The sequence below is a fragment of the Planktothrix agardhii genome (genome assembly GCF_904830935.1).
GTDB lineage: Bacteria > Cyanobacteriota > Cyanobacteriia > Cyanobacteriales > Microcoleaceae > Planktothrix > Planktothrix agardhii.
This window is the reverse complement of sequence record NZ_LR882952.1, coordinates 1,590,379-1,605,010: the sequence shown is the minus strand read 5'-3', so window position 1 is coordinate 1,605,010 and position 14,632 is coordinate 1,590,379. Positions and strand designations below refer to the sequence as shown.

At 39.4% G+C, this 14,632-nt stretch carries 13 protein-coding genes; 10 read left to right on the top strand and 3 right to left on the bottom strand.

What is annotated here, in order from left to right; all coding sequences use genetic code 11:
* Positions 1-44: 44 nt before the first annotated feature.
* From NMG88_RS07610 to NMG88_RS07575, 8 genes are all read left to right on the top strand, one after another.
* Positions 45-1,298, top strand: a complete 1,254-nt coding sequence (locus NMG88_RS07610) for an FtsX-like permease family protein (RefSeq protein WP_042153206.1) — start codon at positions 45-47, stop codon at positions 1,296-1,298.
* A 220-nt stretch (positions 1,299-1,518) separates the two neighbouring features.
* Positions 1,519-2,271: an ABC transporter ATP-binding protein gene (locus NMG88_RS07605; protein ID WP_329604055.1), complete on the top strand. Its 753-nt coding sequence runs from the start codon at positions 1,519-1,521 to the stop codon at positions 2,269-2,271.
* 308 nt (positions 2,272-2,579) lie between these two features.
* Entirely contained in the window at positions 2,580-3,155 is a 576-nt protein-coding gene (locus NMG88_RS07600; protein WP_227397660.1) for a DnaJ domain-containing protein, read from the top strand.
* A gap of 38 nt (positions 3,156-3,193) precedes the next feature.
* Positions 3,194-4,495 carry a hypothetical protein gene (locus NMG88_RS07595; RefSeq protein ID WP_254035273.1) on the top strand — a complete coding sequence of 434 codons (1,302 nt, stop codon included), beginning with the start codon at positions 3,194-3,196 and terminating at the stop codon, positions 4,493-4,495.
* 651 nt (positions 4,496-5,146) lie between these two features.
* The gene (locus tag NMG88_RS07590) at positions 5,147-5,344 is read left to right on the top strand and encodes a hypothetical protein (RefSeq protein ID WP_026788914.1); all 198 of its coding nucleotides are present in this window, start codon (positions 5,147-5,149) and stop codon (positions 5,342-5,344) included.
* Positions 5,345-5,484: 140 nt separating this feature from the next.
* Positions 5,485-6,372, top strand: a complete 888-nt coding sequence (locus NMG88_RS07585) for an alpha/beta fold hydrolase (protein ID WP_227351474.1) — start codon at positions 5,485-5,487, stop codon at positions 6,370-6,372.
* A gap of 135 nt (positions 6,373-6,507) precedes the next feature.
* The gene (locus NMG88_RS07580; RefSeq protein ID WP_042153194.1) at positions 6,508-7,086 is read left to right on the top strand and encodes a 5-formyltetrahydrofolate cyclo-ligase; all 579 of its coding nucleotides are present in this window, start codon (positions 6,508-6,510) and stop codon (positions 7,084-7,086) included.
* The gene (locus NMG88_RS07575) at positions 7,086-7,919 is read left to right on the top strand and encodes a carbohydrate ABC transporter permease (protein WP_430204114.1); all 834 of its coding nucleotides are present in this window, start codon (positions 7,086-7,088) and stop codon (positions 7,917-7,919) included. The genes NMG88_RS07580 and NMG88_RS07575 overlap by 1 nt, the downstream gene beginning before the upstream one ends.
* 85 nt (positions 7,920-8,004) lie before the next feature.
* Here the strand turns inward: NMG88_RS07575 and NMG88_RS07570 are convergent, their stop codons facing one another.
* Positions 8,005-9,798, bottom strand: coding sequence for a DUF1565 domain-containing protein (locus NMG88_RS07570; protein ID WP_254035272.1), 1,794 nt, complete (start codon positions 9,796-9,798; stop codon positions 8,005-8,007).
* 296 nt (positions 9,799-10,094) lie between these two features.
* On the opposite strand from NMG88_RS07570, the gene NMG88_RS07565 reads away from it, so the two are divergent.
* Positions 10,095-11,165: a thiamine phosphate synthase gene (locus tag NMG88_RS07565; protein ID WP_227350358.1), complete on the top strand. Its 1,071-nt coding sequence runs from the start codon at positions 10,095-10,097 to the stop codon at positions 11,163-11,165.
* 13 nt (positions 11,166-11,178) lie between these two features.
* A complete protein-coding gene (thiS, locus tag NMG88_RS07560) occupies positions 11,179-11,391 on the top strand; it encodes a sulfur carrier protein ThiS (protein WP_026788919.1) in 213 nt (70 codons plus the stop codon).
* 39 nt (positions 11,392-11,430) lie between these two features.
* On the opposite strand, the gene NMG88_RS07555 is transcribed toward thiS, so the two are convergent.
* Positions 11,431-12,273: a metal ABC transporter permease gene (locus NMG88_RS07555; protein WP_026788920.1), complete on the bottom strand. Its 843-nt coding sequence runs from the start codon at positions 12,271-12,273 to the stop codon at positions 11,431-11,433.
* A gap of 227 nt (positions 12,274-12,500) precedes the next feature.
* Complete coding sequence (locus tag NMG88_RS07550) at positions 12,501-14,339, bottom strand: aspartate kinase (protein WP_254035271.1); 1,839 nt, start codon at positions 14,337-14,339, stop codon at positions 12,501-12,503.
* Positions 14,340-14,632: the final 293 nt, after the last annotated feature.

Below are 14,632 nucleotides of genomic sequence, written 5' to 3'. Positions count from 1 at the left end.
GACTGTTATCCTTATATAATAGCCCTGTCCCTGCCCTCTAACCTATGGCTTCCCTTGCTCGAAAAAACCTATTTGAAGACATTCCCCGTTTTTTGGTCGCGCAAGCTGGGATTATGTTTGCTGTTAGTTTAGTAACTATTCAAAATGGAATTTTAACCGGGTTTATTCGGTCTTCTTCTATCTTAATTGATCACTCGAAAGCAGATTTTTGGATTGCTTCTAAGGATATGATTCACTTAGAGTTAACCATGCCAATTTCTTTAGAACGGATGACCCAATCCCAGACTGTTGAGGGCGTTGAACGAGCCGAAGCCTTTATTTTTAGAAATGCCCGTTGGCGTGATCCCTTAGAGAATAAAATTCATGCCGTTACCGTAGTAGGTTCCGACCCCGATGGAAAATTATTTTCTCCTTGGAATATTATTCAAGGAGATGCTAATACTTTAAAAAATCCCTATACAATTATGGTCGATGAGAGCAAATTAAATGCTCTGAAAATTAAAAATATTGGTGATATTGCTAAACTGGGAGGATTAGAAGCCAAATTAGGAGGAATTACCCAGGGAACCCAATCAATTGTAAGTAATAGTTTTATCTTTACTTCTTTAAAAAATGCTAATGCTTATGTTAATAGCCCCGTAAAAACTCAAACCCTGTGTCAACTTCAAAATGATGATTTACAATGTACTCAAAGTTATGAGGATCAATCTTCTACTCAAAAACCCGTTAATTCTCCGCCCCCAAGACCTTTAAATCTAGCTGATCCAATTACTTATGTTTTAATTAAAGCTAAACCCGATCAAGACTTAACCCAACTCAAGCAAAAACTAAAGCAAACTTTACCCAATGATGTTCAAGTTTTGAGCAGGGAAGAAATGTCAATGGTGATGCGAACCTTTTGGCAAAAACGCACAGGAGTCGGATTTGTTCTCAGTTTGGGGGCGGCGATCGGAGTATTAGTCGGGATGGTGGTAGTCGGACAAATTCTTTATTCTTCTGTCAGTGATCACTTAAAAGAATTTGGGACTCTAAAGGCGATGGGAGCCTCCGACTGGGTGATTTATGGAATTATTTTAGAACAGGCTCTCTGGATGGCAGTTTTAGGTTATATCCCAGGTATGGCCCTATGTTTTGGTGTTGCGTACTGGGCGGGTGCGACCCAGGGAATTTTGATTTTAATTACCCCGTTATCGGCTTTAGGGGTATTCGGGTTAACGGTGGTTATGTGTACCGGGTCGGCGTTTTTTGCTATTCAAAAAGTCACCAAAGTTGATCCGGCGATTGTGTTTAAAGCTTGATAGGATTGAGCTTTTGTTGCTCTGTTGAGTCAGATCATAGGCAATTGAGAACATTTAAGTTTAGAATGGTAATACTAAACTGTACAGGATAGTTAATGTTCAGTCTTCCTTCTCGGACAATCCCGGATTTATTCAGTAAACTGATAATAAGCCCTTGTAATTTAGTCTATTAGATCCGTCAATTTACGTCATAAGCCCACATCATAATTAATTTGGAACAATGATACCAACTGAAGTTAACGAGGCACAATCCACTATATCCCCCAAGGCTGCATACTATTCACCTAATACCAAAGTTAAGCCGATTGGAATTCAATCTTGTGGTGTGGAAATGGCTTATAAATCTGGACGACAAACTGTTAAAGTCCTGGAAAATATTAATTTTGAAGTCGAACAAGGTGATATTCAACTGTTAATGGGGCCAAGTGGATCGGGTAAAACCACATTGCTATCAATTATTGCGGGACTTTTAACCCCGACGGCTGGAAAGGTATTTTTATTAGGTGAAGAAATTACCAAATTGTCTCGGACTCAATTGGCAGAATTTCGTTTACATAATATTGGTTTTATTTTCCAAGGATTTAATTTATTTCCCGCTTTAACGGCTTTAGAAAATGTGGAATTAGCCCTTCACCTCAAAGGAATTAGGCGAAGAAATGCGAAAGAAGAGGCAAAAACTCGCTTAGAACAAGTTGGTTTACGGGATAAAATTCATCTGCTACCCCAGGATTTATCGGGTGGTCAAAAACAACGGGTAGCAGTGGCGCGAGCGTTAACAGGAGAGCCCCCCTTAATTATGGCTGATGAACCTACGGCGGCTTTAGATTCTACCAGTGGTAGGGGAGTAATTGATCTGTTAAAAACCTTAGCTAAACAAGGAAATACTACGGTATTAATAGTGACACACGATCCCCGAATTATGGATGTGGCTGATAGTATTTTGACCTTAGAAGATGGCAGGATTAAAAATTAAAATCCAAAGGTCAGTAAGCTGTTGTGCATTTAAACTGTATATTCCAGCGAGCGAGGACGCTCGCACTCCATAAGCTTCAAGATTTCTGCATGACCAATTTAGATGCTGAACAGCTTATCAACTTAATTTCCCCTTAGTGGCTCATCTGCTAAGGGGGTTTTTCTCATTTATCATCAGAGTTATAGAGGGTTTTTGTGAGACTTGACACTTTTAAACAGAGGAACGTATAATCAATAACACGGAATCCTAGTCAGGTTTATTCTAAAATATGACAACCTAAAATTTAAACACAAAATCACCTGAAAATTATGGCAACTACACCTCTAACTCCAAAAGTACAAGAAGAAATTACCAAACTTTCCCAAAAGTCTCAGAAATCAGAAACCTTTTCAAAAGATCAGGAACTTACTGAAAAGTATGACAGGATATTAAAGACACCCTCAGAAAAACCTTCAAAAATTCAACCACTTAAAATTCAAGACCTTAAAGAAGCGATATATGAACACTTTGGCGTTAAAAATACTGATGAATTAAAAAAATCAGAACGATTCAAAATGGCAACTGATGGCATGGATGAATTAAATTTCGCCGAAAAACAAACTTGGGAAATGTTATATCGTAAATGGATAGATATTTTACCAAATGAAACCAATGAAGAAGGCTATGGTTGTATTAATGGTATTAACATTTTTAAATACTTTCGACCTTGGCGAGTTTTTAATTTAGATTCTAAGACGGCAACCCAAGATGATATTAAAGCAGCATTTCGTCAATTATCTAAAATTTATCATCCAGACAATCAAGAAACAGGCGATCGCAAAATATTTGAACGTCTGACGCAAATGTCTAATAGTCTAATTGCGGCAATACCTAAAAAGTCTTAAGCAAACCTATCATAATCTAATACCAGAGGGATTTTAAAATGGCACTAGCAGATTTCTTTATTACTGAAGAAGATGTTTTACAAGGTCTTGACCTACAAAAACCAGAATTAGAGCAAATAATATCAGCAATAGAAAAGGAGAAAGACAAGTTTGTCTGGGAAGAAGAAACACATTTTAGATATGTCCATAAAGGTCATAAAAAAAGAGATTTTTCTCGATTAGCTCTAATTGTTATAGGGGAATACTTTGAAACTAATCAGCAATCAAAGCAAGCCACAAAAGTTCTTGAGTTACTGACAAAAAAAATCAGTGAAGAAGAAAAGAAACAAATTGATCTTGAGATTGTAGAAAGCACCCTTTCAATTCTAAGTGATAATTCAAGCAAAATATTGCTAAGGCGGAATCGTTATTGGATAAATTTTCGGGATGTGCTTAAACTACTTAAAACCAATACAGATCGCTTAGAACAAGCATTTGAAGATATTGCAAGGTCTGATCTCCCCTTAATTATAGAGGTGGATTTTGAAGATATAGAGGATGATCGTCATTATTCTTTTTCGGGTTTAGAACGAATTAGCCTAGAATTATCTGAGAAATTAACTGATAGATTAGAACGTCTATATGCTGCTAGGGTTCATAAAGTTGCTATCCCAATTATTAAATACAAAGCAACACCGAAGCTGCCTTTAAAAGCTGAGATTGATAGTGCAATTAAAGCAGCACTCAAAAAACAGAAGAATCAATGTCAAATCACAGGAGAATCAATGTCAAAAACGATGACCTTAGCCGTACATCATCTTTATAATAAAAGTACATATCCTGAACTAGCTGCTGAACAGGATAATCTTTTAGTTATTAAACAAGAAATTCATCAAGAGTTTCATTGTTGGCATGAAGGTTATATGAAACCTTGTACAATCAGTGATTTTAGATTATTTATTGAAGTAAAATATTCTAGTAATTATGAACTTTTAACTGAACTTAATGACCGCAAAAGAACTTTAGAAACTAAATTAAGTTCAAAGTTCTTAGCACTACCGGCCTCATCACCCACACCGACACCAACCCCAGTACCGATAGCACCTTCTAAAACTGAACCATCTAAAACCCAAGAAACTAACACAACATCGTTCTCAGAACTGGAAACTGTTGATATAATTTCTAAAGGTTCGATTAATAGAGATATTCTGGGAAAAGCTACTTTTGCGACTATTGATAATCAAAAAGTAAAAGGTAAGATCTTAGCAACTTCTAGTTTAGAACAGAAAAGAGTGTGTTTTCAAATAAAAGAAGGTGAACTAGGAATCTGGCTTCCTGAATCTGCTTTTATTAATGAATAAGTGATTATAGCAATCCTAAATAGGTTGTAAGTAAGTGGGTGGGAAAATCAACAAATATGTAACGAAAAATTAACTTTGTTGCTCCGAATAATTCAATCAGGAATTATTAAAACAGTTAAATGAATCTAACCAAAACCGGATTACCGTGAACAATTTCGGTTTCGCTTGGAGGTTAGAAGTGGTTGAAAGTTGAGTTGCGGAATATTAATCAACCAGAAACCCGGTTTCTAAGCCTAAAAATCATCCTGAAGACTGAGATAAATTGGGTGAGATCATGCTACTATTTTAGCATATAAATAGAATCTAAAAATAATTTAATGGATCAGCACTATGGCAACTAAAAAGCGTTATATCCCTTCCTAAGAATATCGTCAGATGTTAGTCCGTGATGGCGATCGCCGTTTTAAAGAATGGCATGACAAATTCTTGAAATATCAACAGCTATTTCTGGCAGATATGAACAAACGCAAAGTAGTATAATTTTTAGTTCACATTACTATTTTCGTATTTAATTTTAGGTGCTTAATCGCTTATTGTGATATTAGTCACATAATTTCTATGGAAACATCACTTCAGCAGACCTAAATCAATCACCCCCCAAATCGGGTAAACACGAGATGATAAAAGTGTCGAGTTCAAGGTCTTGCCATGATGCCCTACGTTAATCTTCTCCCCGGTGCGATTACTGAAATGGTTGCTTCTATCGCCGATAACCACTGTTTAACCCAAGCTGACCGCTACGGATTAATGGCCGCGATTTTGGACGATTCCTTACCCGAAGAAGAACGGATGTGTGTTGACCGGGTGTTACGGTCACTACTGCGCGGAAAAATTGCCATTGTGAATTAAGTCTGTTGCGATCGCCTCAATTTAAAACCATAACCCATATTTTGTGAACTCGACAAACTCACAATGGGGAATTAGGAATTACGAATGGGGAATTTTGCGATAAACTGATGACTGATGACTGATGACTGATGACTGATAATATGTTTCCGAGTTTTCTCCCTGAATCTGTACAGAAATTAACCGAAGCCACTTCCATCGCCTTCGCTCAAAATCTCAGATGTGAACCCATTTCTACTCCTTTACGAGAGCAACCGATTCAAACCACTTATATTCGTCAAGGTCAGGGGGGAACCCCGATTTTATTAATTCATGGATTTGATAGTTCTGTCTTTGAATATCGGCGATTATTACCATTATTAGCCACAGAAAATGAAACTTTTGCCGTGGATATTTTAGGGTTTGGATTCACAGAACGGGGAACAGAATTTAAGTTAAATCGCTCGGAAATAGCCACTCATTTATATTCATTCTGGCAAGATTTAATTAATCAACCTGTGATTTTGGTTGGGGCTTCCATGGGGGGTGCAGTTGCCTTGGATTTTACCCTATTGTATCCTGAAGCGGTGAAGTCTCTGGTATTATTAGACAGTGCTGGTATGAAACCAGGGCCAGTCATGGGTAAGTTTTTATTACCGCCTTTTGATTATTTAGCTACGGAATTTTTAAGGAATCCTAAAGTTCGTCAAGCGATTAGTGAAAGTGCTTATTTTGATAAAACTTTTGCGTCTGTCGATGCTCAAATTTGTGCCGCCTTGCATTTAGAAATTATGGGTTGGAATCAAGGCTTGATTAGGTTTAGTAAAACCGGGGGATATGGAAAGTTTGGTAAGCAATTGAATAATATTCAACAACAAACCTTGATTTTATGGGGAGATCATGATAAGATATTAGGAACTAAAGATGCGTATAAATTTGAAAAAGCTATTCCCCACTCTCAATTGATTTGGGTTAAAAACTCCGGTCATGTTCCCCATTTAGAACAACCCCAAACCACGGCACAATATATTTTAGATTTTGTGAAAAATTAAACCTTGTAGGGGCGGGTTATTCAATAATATTGAATACTCTCAAAAGAACTCAATAAACCTGCCCTTTTTTTCCTAATGGCTACTGCTATACATTAAAACAGGGTGAAATCTACTGATATAGGCGATAAAAAATTAATGTTTAATCAAAATAAAACCGAATTAAGACGTTTATTAATTAAACAACGTCGTTCAATTGCAACCAGAGAATATCAGGAAAAAAGCGATCGCATTTGTCAAAACTTACAAAAAAATCTCCTATTTGAACAAGCAAAAACTATTTTATCCTATTTCAGTTTTCGCCAAGAACCCGATTTAAGTTTATTATTGAATAACACCGATAAAAAATGGGGGTTTCCCCGTTGTGTTGAACAATCTTTAAGCTGGCATTATTGGCAACATGGGGAAACCTATGATATTAATAGTTATGGTATTATTGAACCCGATGCTAATTTAATGCAACTACATCCGAGTGAAGTTGACTTAATCTTAGTACCATCCGTTGCTTGTGATCCTCAAGGATATCGGTTAGGATATGGAGGTGGATTTTATGACCGAATGTTAAGTCTATCCGAATGGAATTTAATTCCGACGGTGGGAATTATTTTTGATTTTGCTTATGTTCCTCAATTACCAATTGATGCTTGGGATAAACCTTTAAACGCGGTTTGTACAGACTCTCAATTTATTAATGTTTCCTATTGTTTACCCGCTTAATTAACTTGAACAGTAAAACCATAAAAACAGTAATTATTTATATTATTCTCGGAATAATTGCCGTATTAATGCTATTTCCTCTGGTTTGGTTAGTCAGTACCGCCTTTAAATCTCCCAGTGAAAATATCTTTCAATTTCCACCCCAATTTATTCCCCGTCAACCGACATTTCAGAATTTTATTAAGGTCTGGCAAACTAATCCTTTTGGGCGGTATTTATTTAATAGTTCTTTTGTCGCCCTATTAACAGTTAGTTTAAATTTATTATTTTGTTCCTTAGCCGCCTATCCCCTAGCGAGATTAAACTTTAAAGGCAGAGATGGCATTTTTACAGCCATTATTGCCACCATCATGATTCCTTTTCAAATTGTGATGATTCCCTTGTATATACTAACCGTACAATTAGAATTAAGAAATAGTTATTTGGGAATTATTTTTCCCAGTATTGCCTCGGCATTTGGTATATTTCTGTTAAGACAAGCCTTTCAAACTGTCCCTAAAGAGTTAGAAGAAGCCGCTAGAATTGATGGCTGTTCAGAATTAGGAATTTGGTGGAATGTGATGATACCTGCGGTTAAACCCGCCTTAATTACCCTAGCAATATTTGTGTTTATTGGGTCGTGGAGTGACTTTCTCTGGCCCCTATTAGTTTTAGACCAACCGGACTTCTATACCATGCCTTTAGGAGTAGCAACCCTAGCCGGAACATTCTCCCTCGACTGGCGATTAATTGCGGCGGGCTCTGTAATTTCTATTGCCCCCGTTTTGCTATTATTCTTAATATTACAACGCTATATTGTACCCACAGATGCCGGGTCAGGGGTAAAAGGGTGAATTACGAATTACGAATTACTAGATTCGTTTCAATCCCTGATAGGGATTATAGGTGATTTCAACCAGGTTATCGGCAAAAACCAGATCAATTCATCATCTCAATTCTGGCTCGTAACCCACTGCGGGTTAACTGTTGTAATAGGTAATTTGCCCGATATTGATCTCGAAACGCCCCCGCCTGCACCACAGAGCGCCCCTGTACCACCGTTGTAAACGCTTCGGGGACAACCGACCGCACACGGCGCAGGTCTGCATCACTACCACTTTCCACCACCACCCGATAGCGTAACCCCAAAGCCATCGGACTCAGAGGGATATTCCCCAAATTCCCACTCGCCACCTCATTTGGGAGTAAACCCCCCCCCGACCCAATCGGAATATCCGGCCCTGGAACCGCTAAAATCCCGATAGAGGCTACGGAAGTCGGTTGAGCTTGGGGCGGTTGAGTAATTGCTTGGGGGGTTTGGCGGGGTTGGGTACGGGGGGGAACCGGAACCGAGGCCCGACGACCCGAAATCAAATCAGAAACCACTGGAACTAATAATCCCAGCACCCGGTCACCGGAACTCTGGGGTCTGGGGGCAGGTTGGGGGGGTAAACGGGAAGACTCCGGGGGGGGAACCGGAATCGGAATGCTGTTAGGGTTAGCCGGATTGGATTCTGGAAGATAGACCGGAAGGGAAGAAGCCGTATTAATTGGGGTCATGGTGCTAGGATCATTGGCCACCACCGTCCGAGACCCTGGGCTGCTGGTAGGGTTCGAGAGTTGACGGGCTAGGGGAGATGTCCCCGCCATGGTCGTTTGGTAGGGGGACAGTTGAATTGGCCCAATAATTTTGTTGGCCGCCAGTTGATTCCCATAGGCCAGGATTTGTTGACCCTTTGTGCCGTTATTGAGATCATAACGACCATTATTACGAATCACGTTTCCTCCGGGTTCCTGGGTATTTCCTAAGTCTGGTAAGGATTCAGCGATCGCTACAATTCCATCCCGTTGATTTCTTTCAATTTGATTATTTCTTAAAATCGGTCGAGCATTCGCTTGAATTACAATCCCGTCTTTATTATAAAAAACCCGATTTCCAATCACAAAAGGGGCGGCATTTTGAGAAATATTAATCCCAAATCCGGTATTCTGAAACTCATTATTTCTGATTTCTGGGCGAGAATTTCCATAAATCGTAATTCCATTAGCCCCATTTTGAATAAAAGAATTATCTTGAATAATTGGCGCACTAATTCCGACAATAGAAATCCCATCATGGCTATTTCCAGTAAACGTATTTTGAGAGACAATTAAAGAACTCGATTCGATCCAAAGTCCATAACCTCGCTCGTTAGGATTAGTAATTGTGACGCCACTAATTCTGGAGCTATTTGCCCCCAACATCGTAATATTTTGTTGAGCCGAAGTCTTGCTGGTGTAAAAGCCGCCCCCCGTGATGATCACATCTTTTCCCTTGGTATTGGGATTTCCCTGAAGGGTGACATTATTATGTAAAATAATCGGGAATTGTTCTCCCGTTTGACTGCTATAGGTTCCCGGCGCTAAAATAATTGCCGTATTTGAGGGCGCCATACTTACGGCTTTTGTAATTGTTTTGAACGGGGATTGTTGCGTCCCTTGTCCCCCATCATTTCCCAGGGTAGAACTTACATAAATCACCGGAATAGAACGATTATTAGTCGCTGGGGCCATTTGTTGATTTCTAGGGGGAATGGCTAACCCGCAGAGGGGGTTAAATAGTCCTAATCCCAAACTGATTAATAAAAATGGCGAAAAAGATCGCAGTACCATTAATGAAAATGGAGAAGTCAATGCGATCGCAGTTCGGGGAAAAGATGAACCAAGTTGAGAAATATCAGATAACCTTGTCATTGTTGGGGGGGGGGAGATAAAACTGATATTGATTAACCGTTGTTGCGCTTCAGCGCATCTTCTCATTAATTATGGATGTGCCCAAGCACTACAACCGGGAGGGGAAATTCAAGGAGTCTGACGGACTGAATTTAGTTTAAAATGTCATTTGCGTCAAATCAGCCTCAATTTTACCTTAAACTTAACATTTTGGCTGTTAAGAATTTTGAACTTTGTTCACACGCACCCAGCATTAAAATCGAACTGGGGGAATTATACCCCGAATCTCACCAAATTACACAACAGAGGAACATTGAATGGATCAACAATACACTCCCCTAGCACAGCCGATTCTTTATCGGATTTTAGATGCTAACCTAGACCGCACCCGGGAGGGCTTGAGAATTATCGAGGAGTGGTGTCGGTTTGGGTTAAATAGTGGGGAACTCGCGGAAGAATGTAAACATCTGCGCCAAGAAATCGCCCGTTGGCATACGATGTCCTTACGTTCCTATCGTAATACCACTGATGATCCTGGCACAGAATTAACCCATCCCCAAGAAGAACAACGGTCAGGTATTGAACAACTGTTACAAGCCAATTTCTGTCGGGTACAAGAAGCCTTAAGAGTGCTTGAAGAATACGGGAAATTATATCATCCCGAAATGGGGCGCACCTTTAAACAAATGCGCTATCAAGTTTATACCTTAGAAAGCCGTTTACTCGCCCATGAACGTCATAAGGTTTTACAAAATTCCTATCTCTATTTAGTTACTTCCCCCGGGGAAAAATTATTCGCCATTGTCGAAGCAGCCCTACAAGGAGGATTAACTTTAGTTCAATATCGGGATAAGACTTCTAATGACGAAATTCGATTAAAAACTGCACAGAAATTATGTCAACTCTGTCATCGCTATGATGCTTTATTCTTAGTTAATGATCGGGTCGATCTTGCCGTCGCCGTTGACGCCGATGGAGTTCATTTAGGCCAAGACGATATCCCGATTCAATTAGCCCGACAAGTCCTTGGCCCTCAACGATTAATTGGTCGTTCTACCCATAGTCCTGAAGACATGAAACGAGCCATTCAAGAGGGTGCAGATTATATCGGGGTCGGCCCGGTTTATGAGACTCCTACCAAGGCAGGGAAGGCGGCTGCGGGCTTAGAATATGTTCGTCATGCGGTTAAAAATTCTACCCTTCCTTGGTTCGCTATTGGTGGAATTGATATGAATAATTTTGATGATGTGATGGCGACCGGGTGCGAACGGGTTGCCGTTGTACGTTCGATTATGAACGCTGAACAACCTACTTTAGTCACCCAATATTTTCTATCCCAATTGCATCGCGTTAGAAACCTCCGCACCCACAAAGTTTTACCTAATTAACCGAAAATTAAGCATGAAAGAAACAATGACGGTTAAAGTTAATGGGGAATTAAAAACCTGTTCTTCGGGGTTAAAACTTCCCCAGTTTTTACAAGAACAAGGTTTAAATTCTCGTTTAATTGCCATAGAATATAATGGTGAAATTCTCCATCACCAATTTTGGGAAACTACCGAAATCCAACCTGGGGATATCTTGGAAATAGTAACTATTGTTGGCGGGGGATAATTTACTATTACCTATTACCTATTACCTATTACCCATTCCCTACTTGTAAGGTTTTATTCTTAATAATCCTTGGGTGGGACTGAATAAAAATACTAGGATAAATAGACTCGATGTTACTAACACAATGGCTGGGCCGGAAGGGAGGTTATAAAAGTAACTGAGGTACATTCCGCTAATACTGGAAATTACCCCAATTATTACTCCTAATATCATGACTAAATGCAGACGTTCTACTAATAAATAAGCTGTGGCTGCGGGAGTAATTAATAGGGATAATACTAGGATAACACCGACGGCTTTTAAACTGGCAACAATGGTTAAGGCAATTAATCCCATTAATCCTAAATTGAGCAGATTAACGGGTAAACCTGTGGCTTCTGCACCCAGGGGATCGAAGGTATAAAACAGTAGTTCTTTATAGATTAAGGTGACTACTGTTAGGATAATCATAGCAATAATAAATGTATCCCTAACATCCTCTCCTGTTACTCCGAGAATATTACCAAATAGAAAATGATTTAAGTCAATTTTATTGTCTTTTTGAACTAAAGTAATTAAGGTTATTCCTAAAGCAAAGAAGGCAGAAAATACTATTCCCATCGCGGCATCTTCTTTAATTCGGGAATAGGTTCTAATAATATTCATGCAAATTGTACTTATAATCCCAGCAATAAAAGCCCCGATAAAGATATTAGCATTGAGGATAAATGCGATCGCTAAACCGGGTAAGACCGAATGACTAATGGCATCTCCTAATAATGCCAGTCGTTGCACCATTAAATAGCTACCGACAACGGCACAAATAATACCAACTAAAATCGCTACGGTTAGCGATCGCTGCATAAAACTATACTGCAAAGGTTCAATAAAAAGATTAATCATCTGATTTAAACTCACAAAAGAAATTAGATTATTTTTATATCCTCCATGATCTAGGGCTGTTTCATTTTTGATCACAAACTTGTGTGACCTCTCCCCCAACCCCTCTCCTACAAGGAGAGGGGAGAATAATTCTTCTCCCCCTTCCCTGCGAGGGAAGGGGGTCGGGGGGTTAGGTCTTAAACGAAGGAAAAATGAAACAGCCCTGCTATAATCAAGGGGGAATCATATTAAGCAACAGGAGCGCGTTCAGGAACAATAAAGGTTCGCTCCCCCGATAATTCAAAGACTTCATGAACCGCTTTTAAGGCTTCTATGCCTTGGTCTTCATCCACTAAACAACTGACTTTAATTTCAGAAGTAGCAATCATAGAAATATTAATATTTTTATTAGCTAAAGCCTCAAACATTTTAGCAGCCACCCCCGGATGATTTAACATTCCTGAACCCACCATACTCAGTTTAGCAATGGATTTATTCACAACAATTTCACCACAGCCTAATTCAGATACGGCTTGTTCTAAAATTTGTTGAGATTCATCGGCGTCTCCCTGGGCAACGGTAAAGGCAATATCTCTAGTTAAAATCCCATTAATTTGATGACAGCGTTGGGATTGAATAATCATATCCACACTAATATTATGGTTGGCTAAAAGGGAGAATATTCTTGCCGCCATCCCCGGACGGTCAGGAATATAACGAACGGCTAAACGGGCTTGTTTAACATCTAATGCCACCCCACGCACGGGGGGTAAAGATTGATCAAGTTGGGTTTTTTCTAATGTAGAATTACCGGATTTTTTTTCGGAAATATTCACCTCACAGGATTGACATAAAGCCGCCACAGCCCGTTGACAATCTTGGGCGGCAATGACGCAACTAACTTTAACTTCGGAAGTCGAAATCATCTGAATATTAATTCCGGCTTCGGCGAGGGTATTAAACATTTGAGAGGCAACTTTCGGGCGACCAATCATTCCCGCCCCCACAATACTAACCTTAGCAATGGGACTATCATCGACCGTGACTTCTGCATTACCAGTATCGGAACTATTGGGTTTTCCTAAAGCGGGTAATAAGGCATCAGCAACGGCGATCGCTTTAGTAAAATATTTCCGTTCTACAGTAAAGGTAATATCATTAATATTGCCTTCGTGAATTGATTGAATAATCAGATCAACATCTAAATTCTGTAAGGCAATTCCGCCGAATAATTTAGCCGCAATTCCGGGGCGATCGGGTATTCTTAATAAAGAAACCGATGCCTGATCCGTATCAAATTCGACTCCATCTACCGGACGAGCTAATTCTAATCCTTCTAGGGGTCGAGGCTGGGATTTTGGAGGAATAACTTTTGTTCCTGGGTCATCTGTCCAACTGGAACGAACTACTAAAGAAACCCCATAATTTCGGGCTATTTCTACGGCGCGAGGATGCAAAACTTTTGCCCCCAAACTGGCAAGTTCTAACATCTCATCACAGGTAATTTCTGTCATCAATTGAGCATTAGGAATTAAGCGGGGATCGGTGGTTAAAATCCCTGGAACATCTGTATAAATTTCACATAAATCCGCTTTTAAAGCCGCCGCTAAAGCCACCGCCGAGGTATCAGAACCGCCCCTTCCTAGGGTAGTAATTTCTAAATAATCTTGACTACTAACCCCTTGAAATCCGGCGACAACTACCACTTGTCCTTGATTTAAGTGACGTTCTATCCGTTCAGTTTCAATATTTAAAATTCGGGCGCGAGTGTGTTCGGCTTCGGTGACAATTCCCACTTGAGCGCCTGTTAAAGAAATTGCAGGTTGTCCTAATTCCTGCAATGCCATACTGAATAAAGCAATACTGACTTGTTCTCCGGTTGAGAGTAACATATCCATCTCTCGACGGTTAGGAATCGGAGAAATTTGTTGAGCTAAACTAACTAATTGATCAGTGGTTTTTCCCATAGCAGAAAGAACGACAACCACTTGATGATCTTGGGCTGTTTTTAACACCCTTTGAGCAACAGATTGAATGCGTTCAACGGAACCCACAGAACTACCACCGTATTTTTGAATAATTAGCATATTAACTTCAGAGTTAGCAATTGGGATTTGACAATTAAACTAATTTAAGATTAGGCTGAATCAACCTATTGTATTCTACAGGAAAATAGGATAAAATCATCCTCAAGTTTTGAAAAATATTTTAGGGAATGTTGACATAAAGGAGATGGAAGTTGGGATTTGGGATGTTAATATCATAGCACAGAGAAAGGGAAACCCCGATCTTTTCATGATCTAAGTTGCCAAATGTTGATATTTTTTATATAATTCATCTACTCTGACTGAGGTTTTTCTGTTTTAGTATTTTAGAGGCA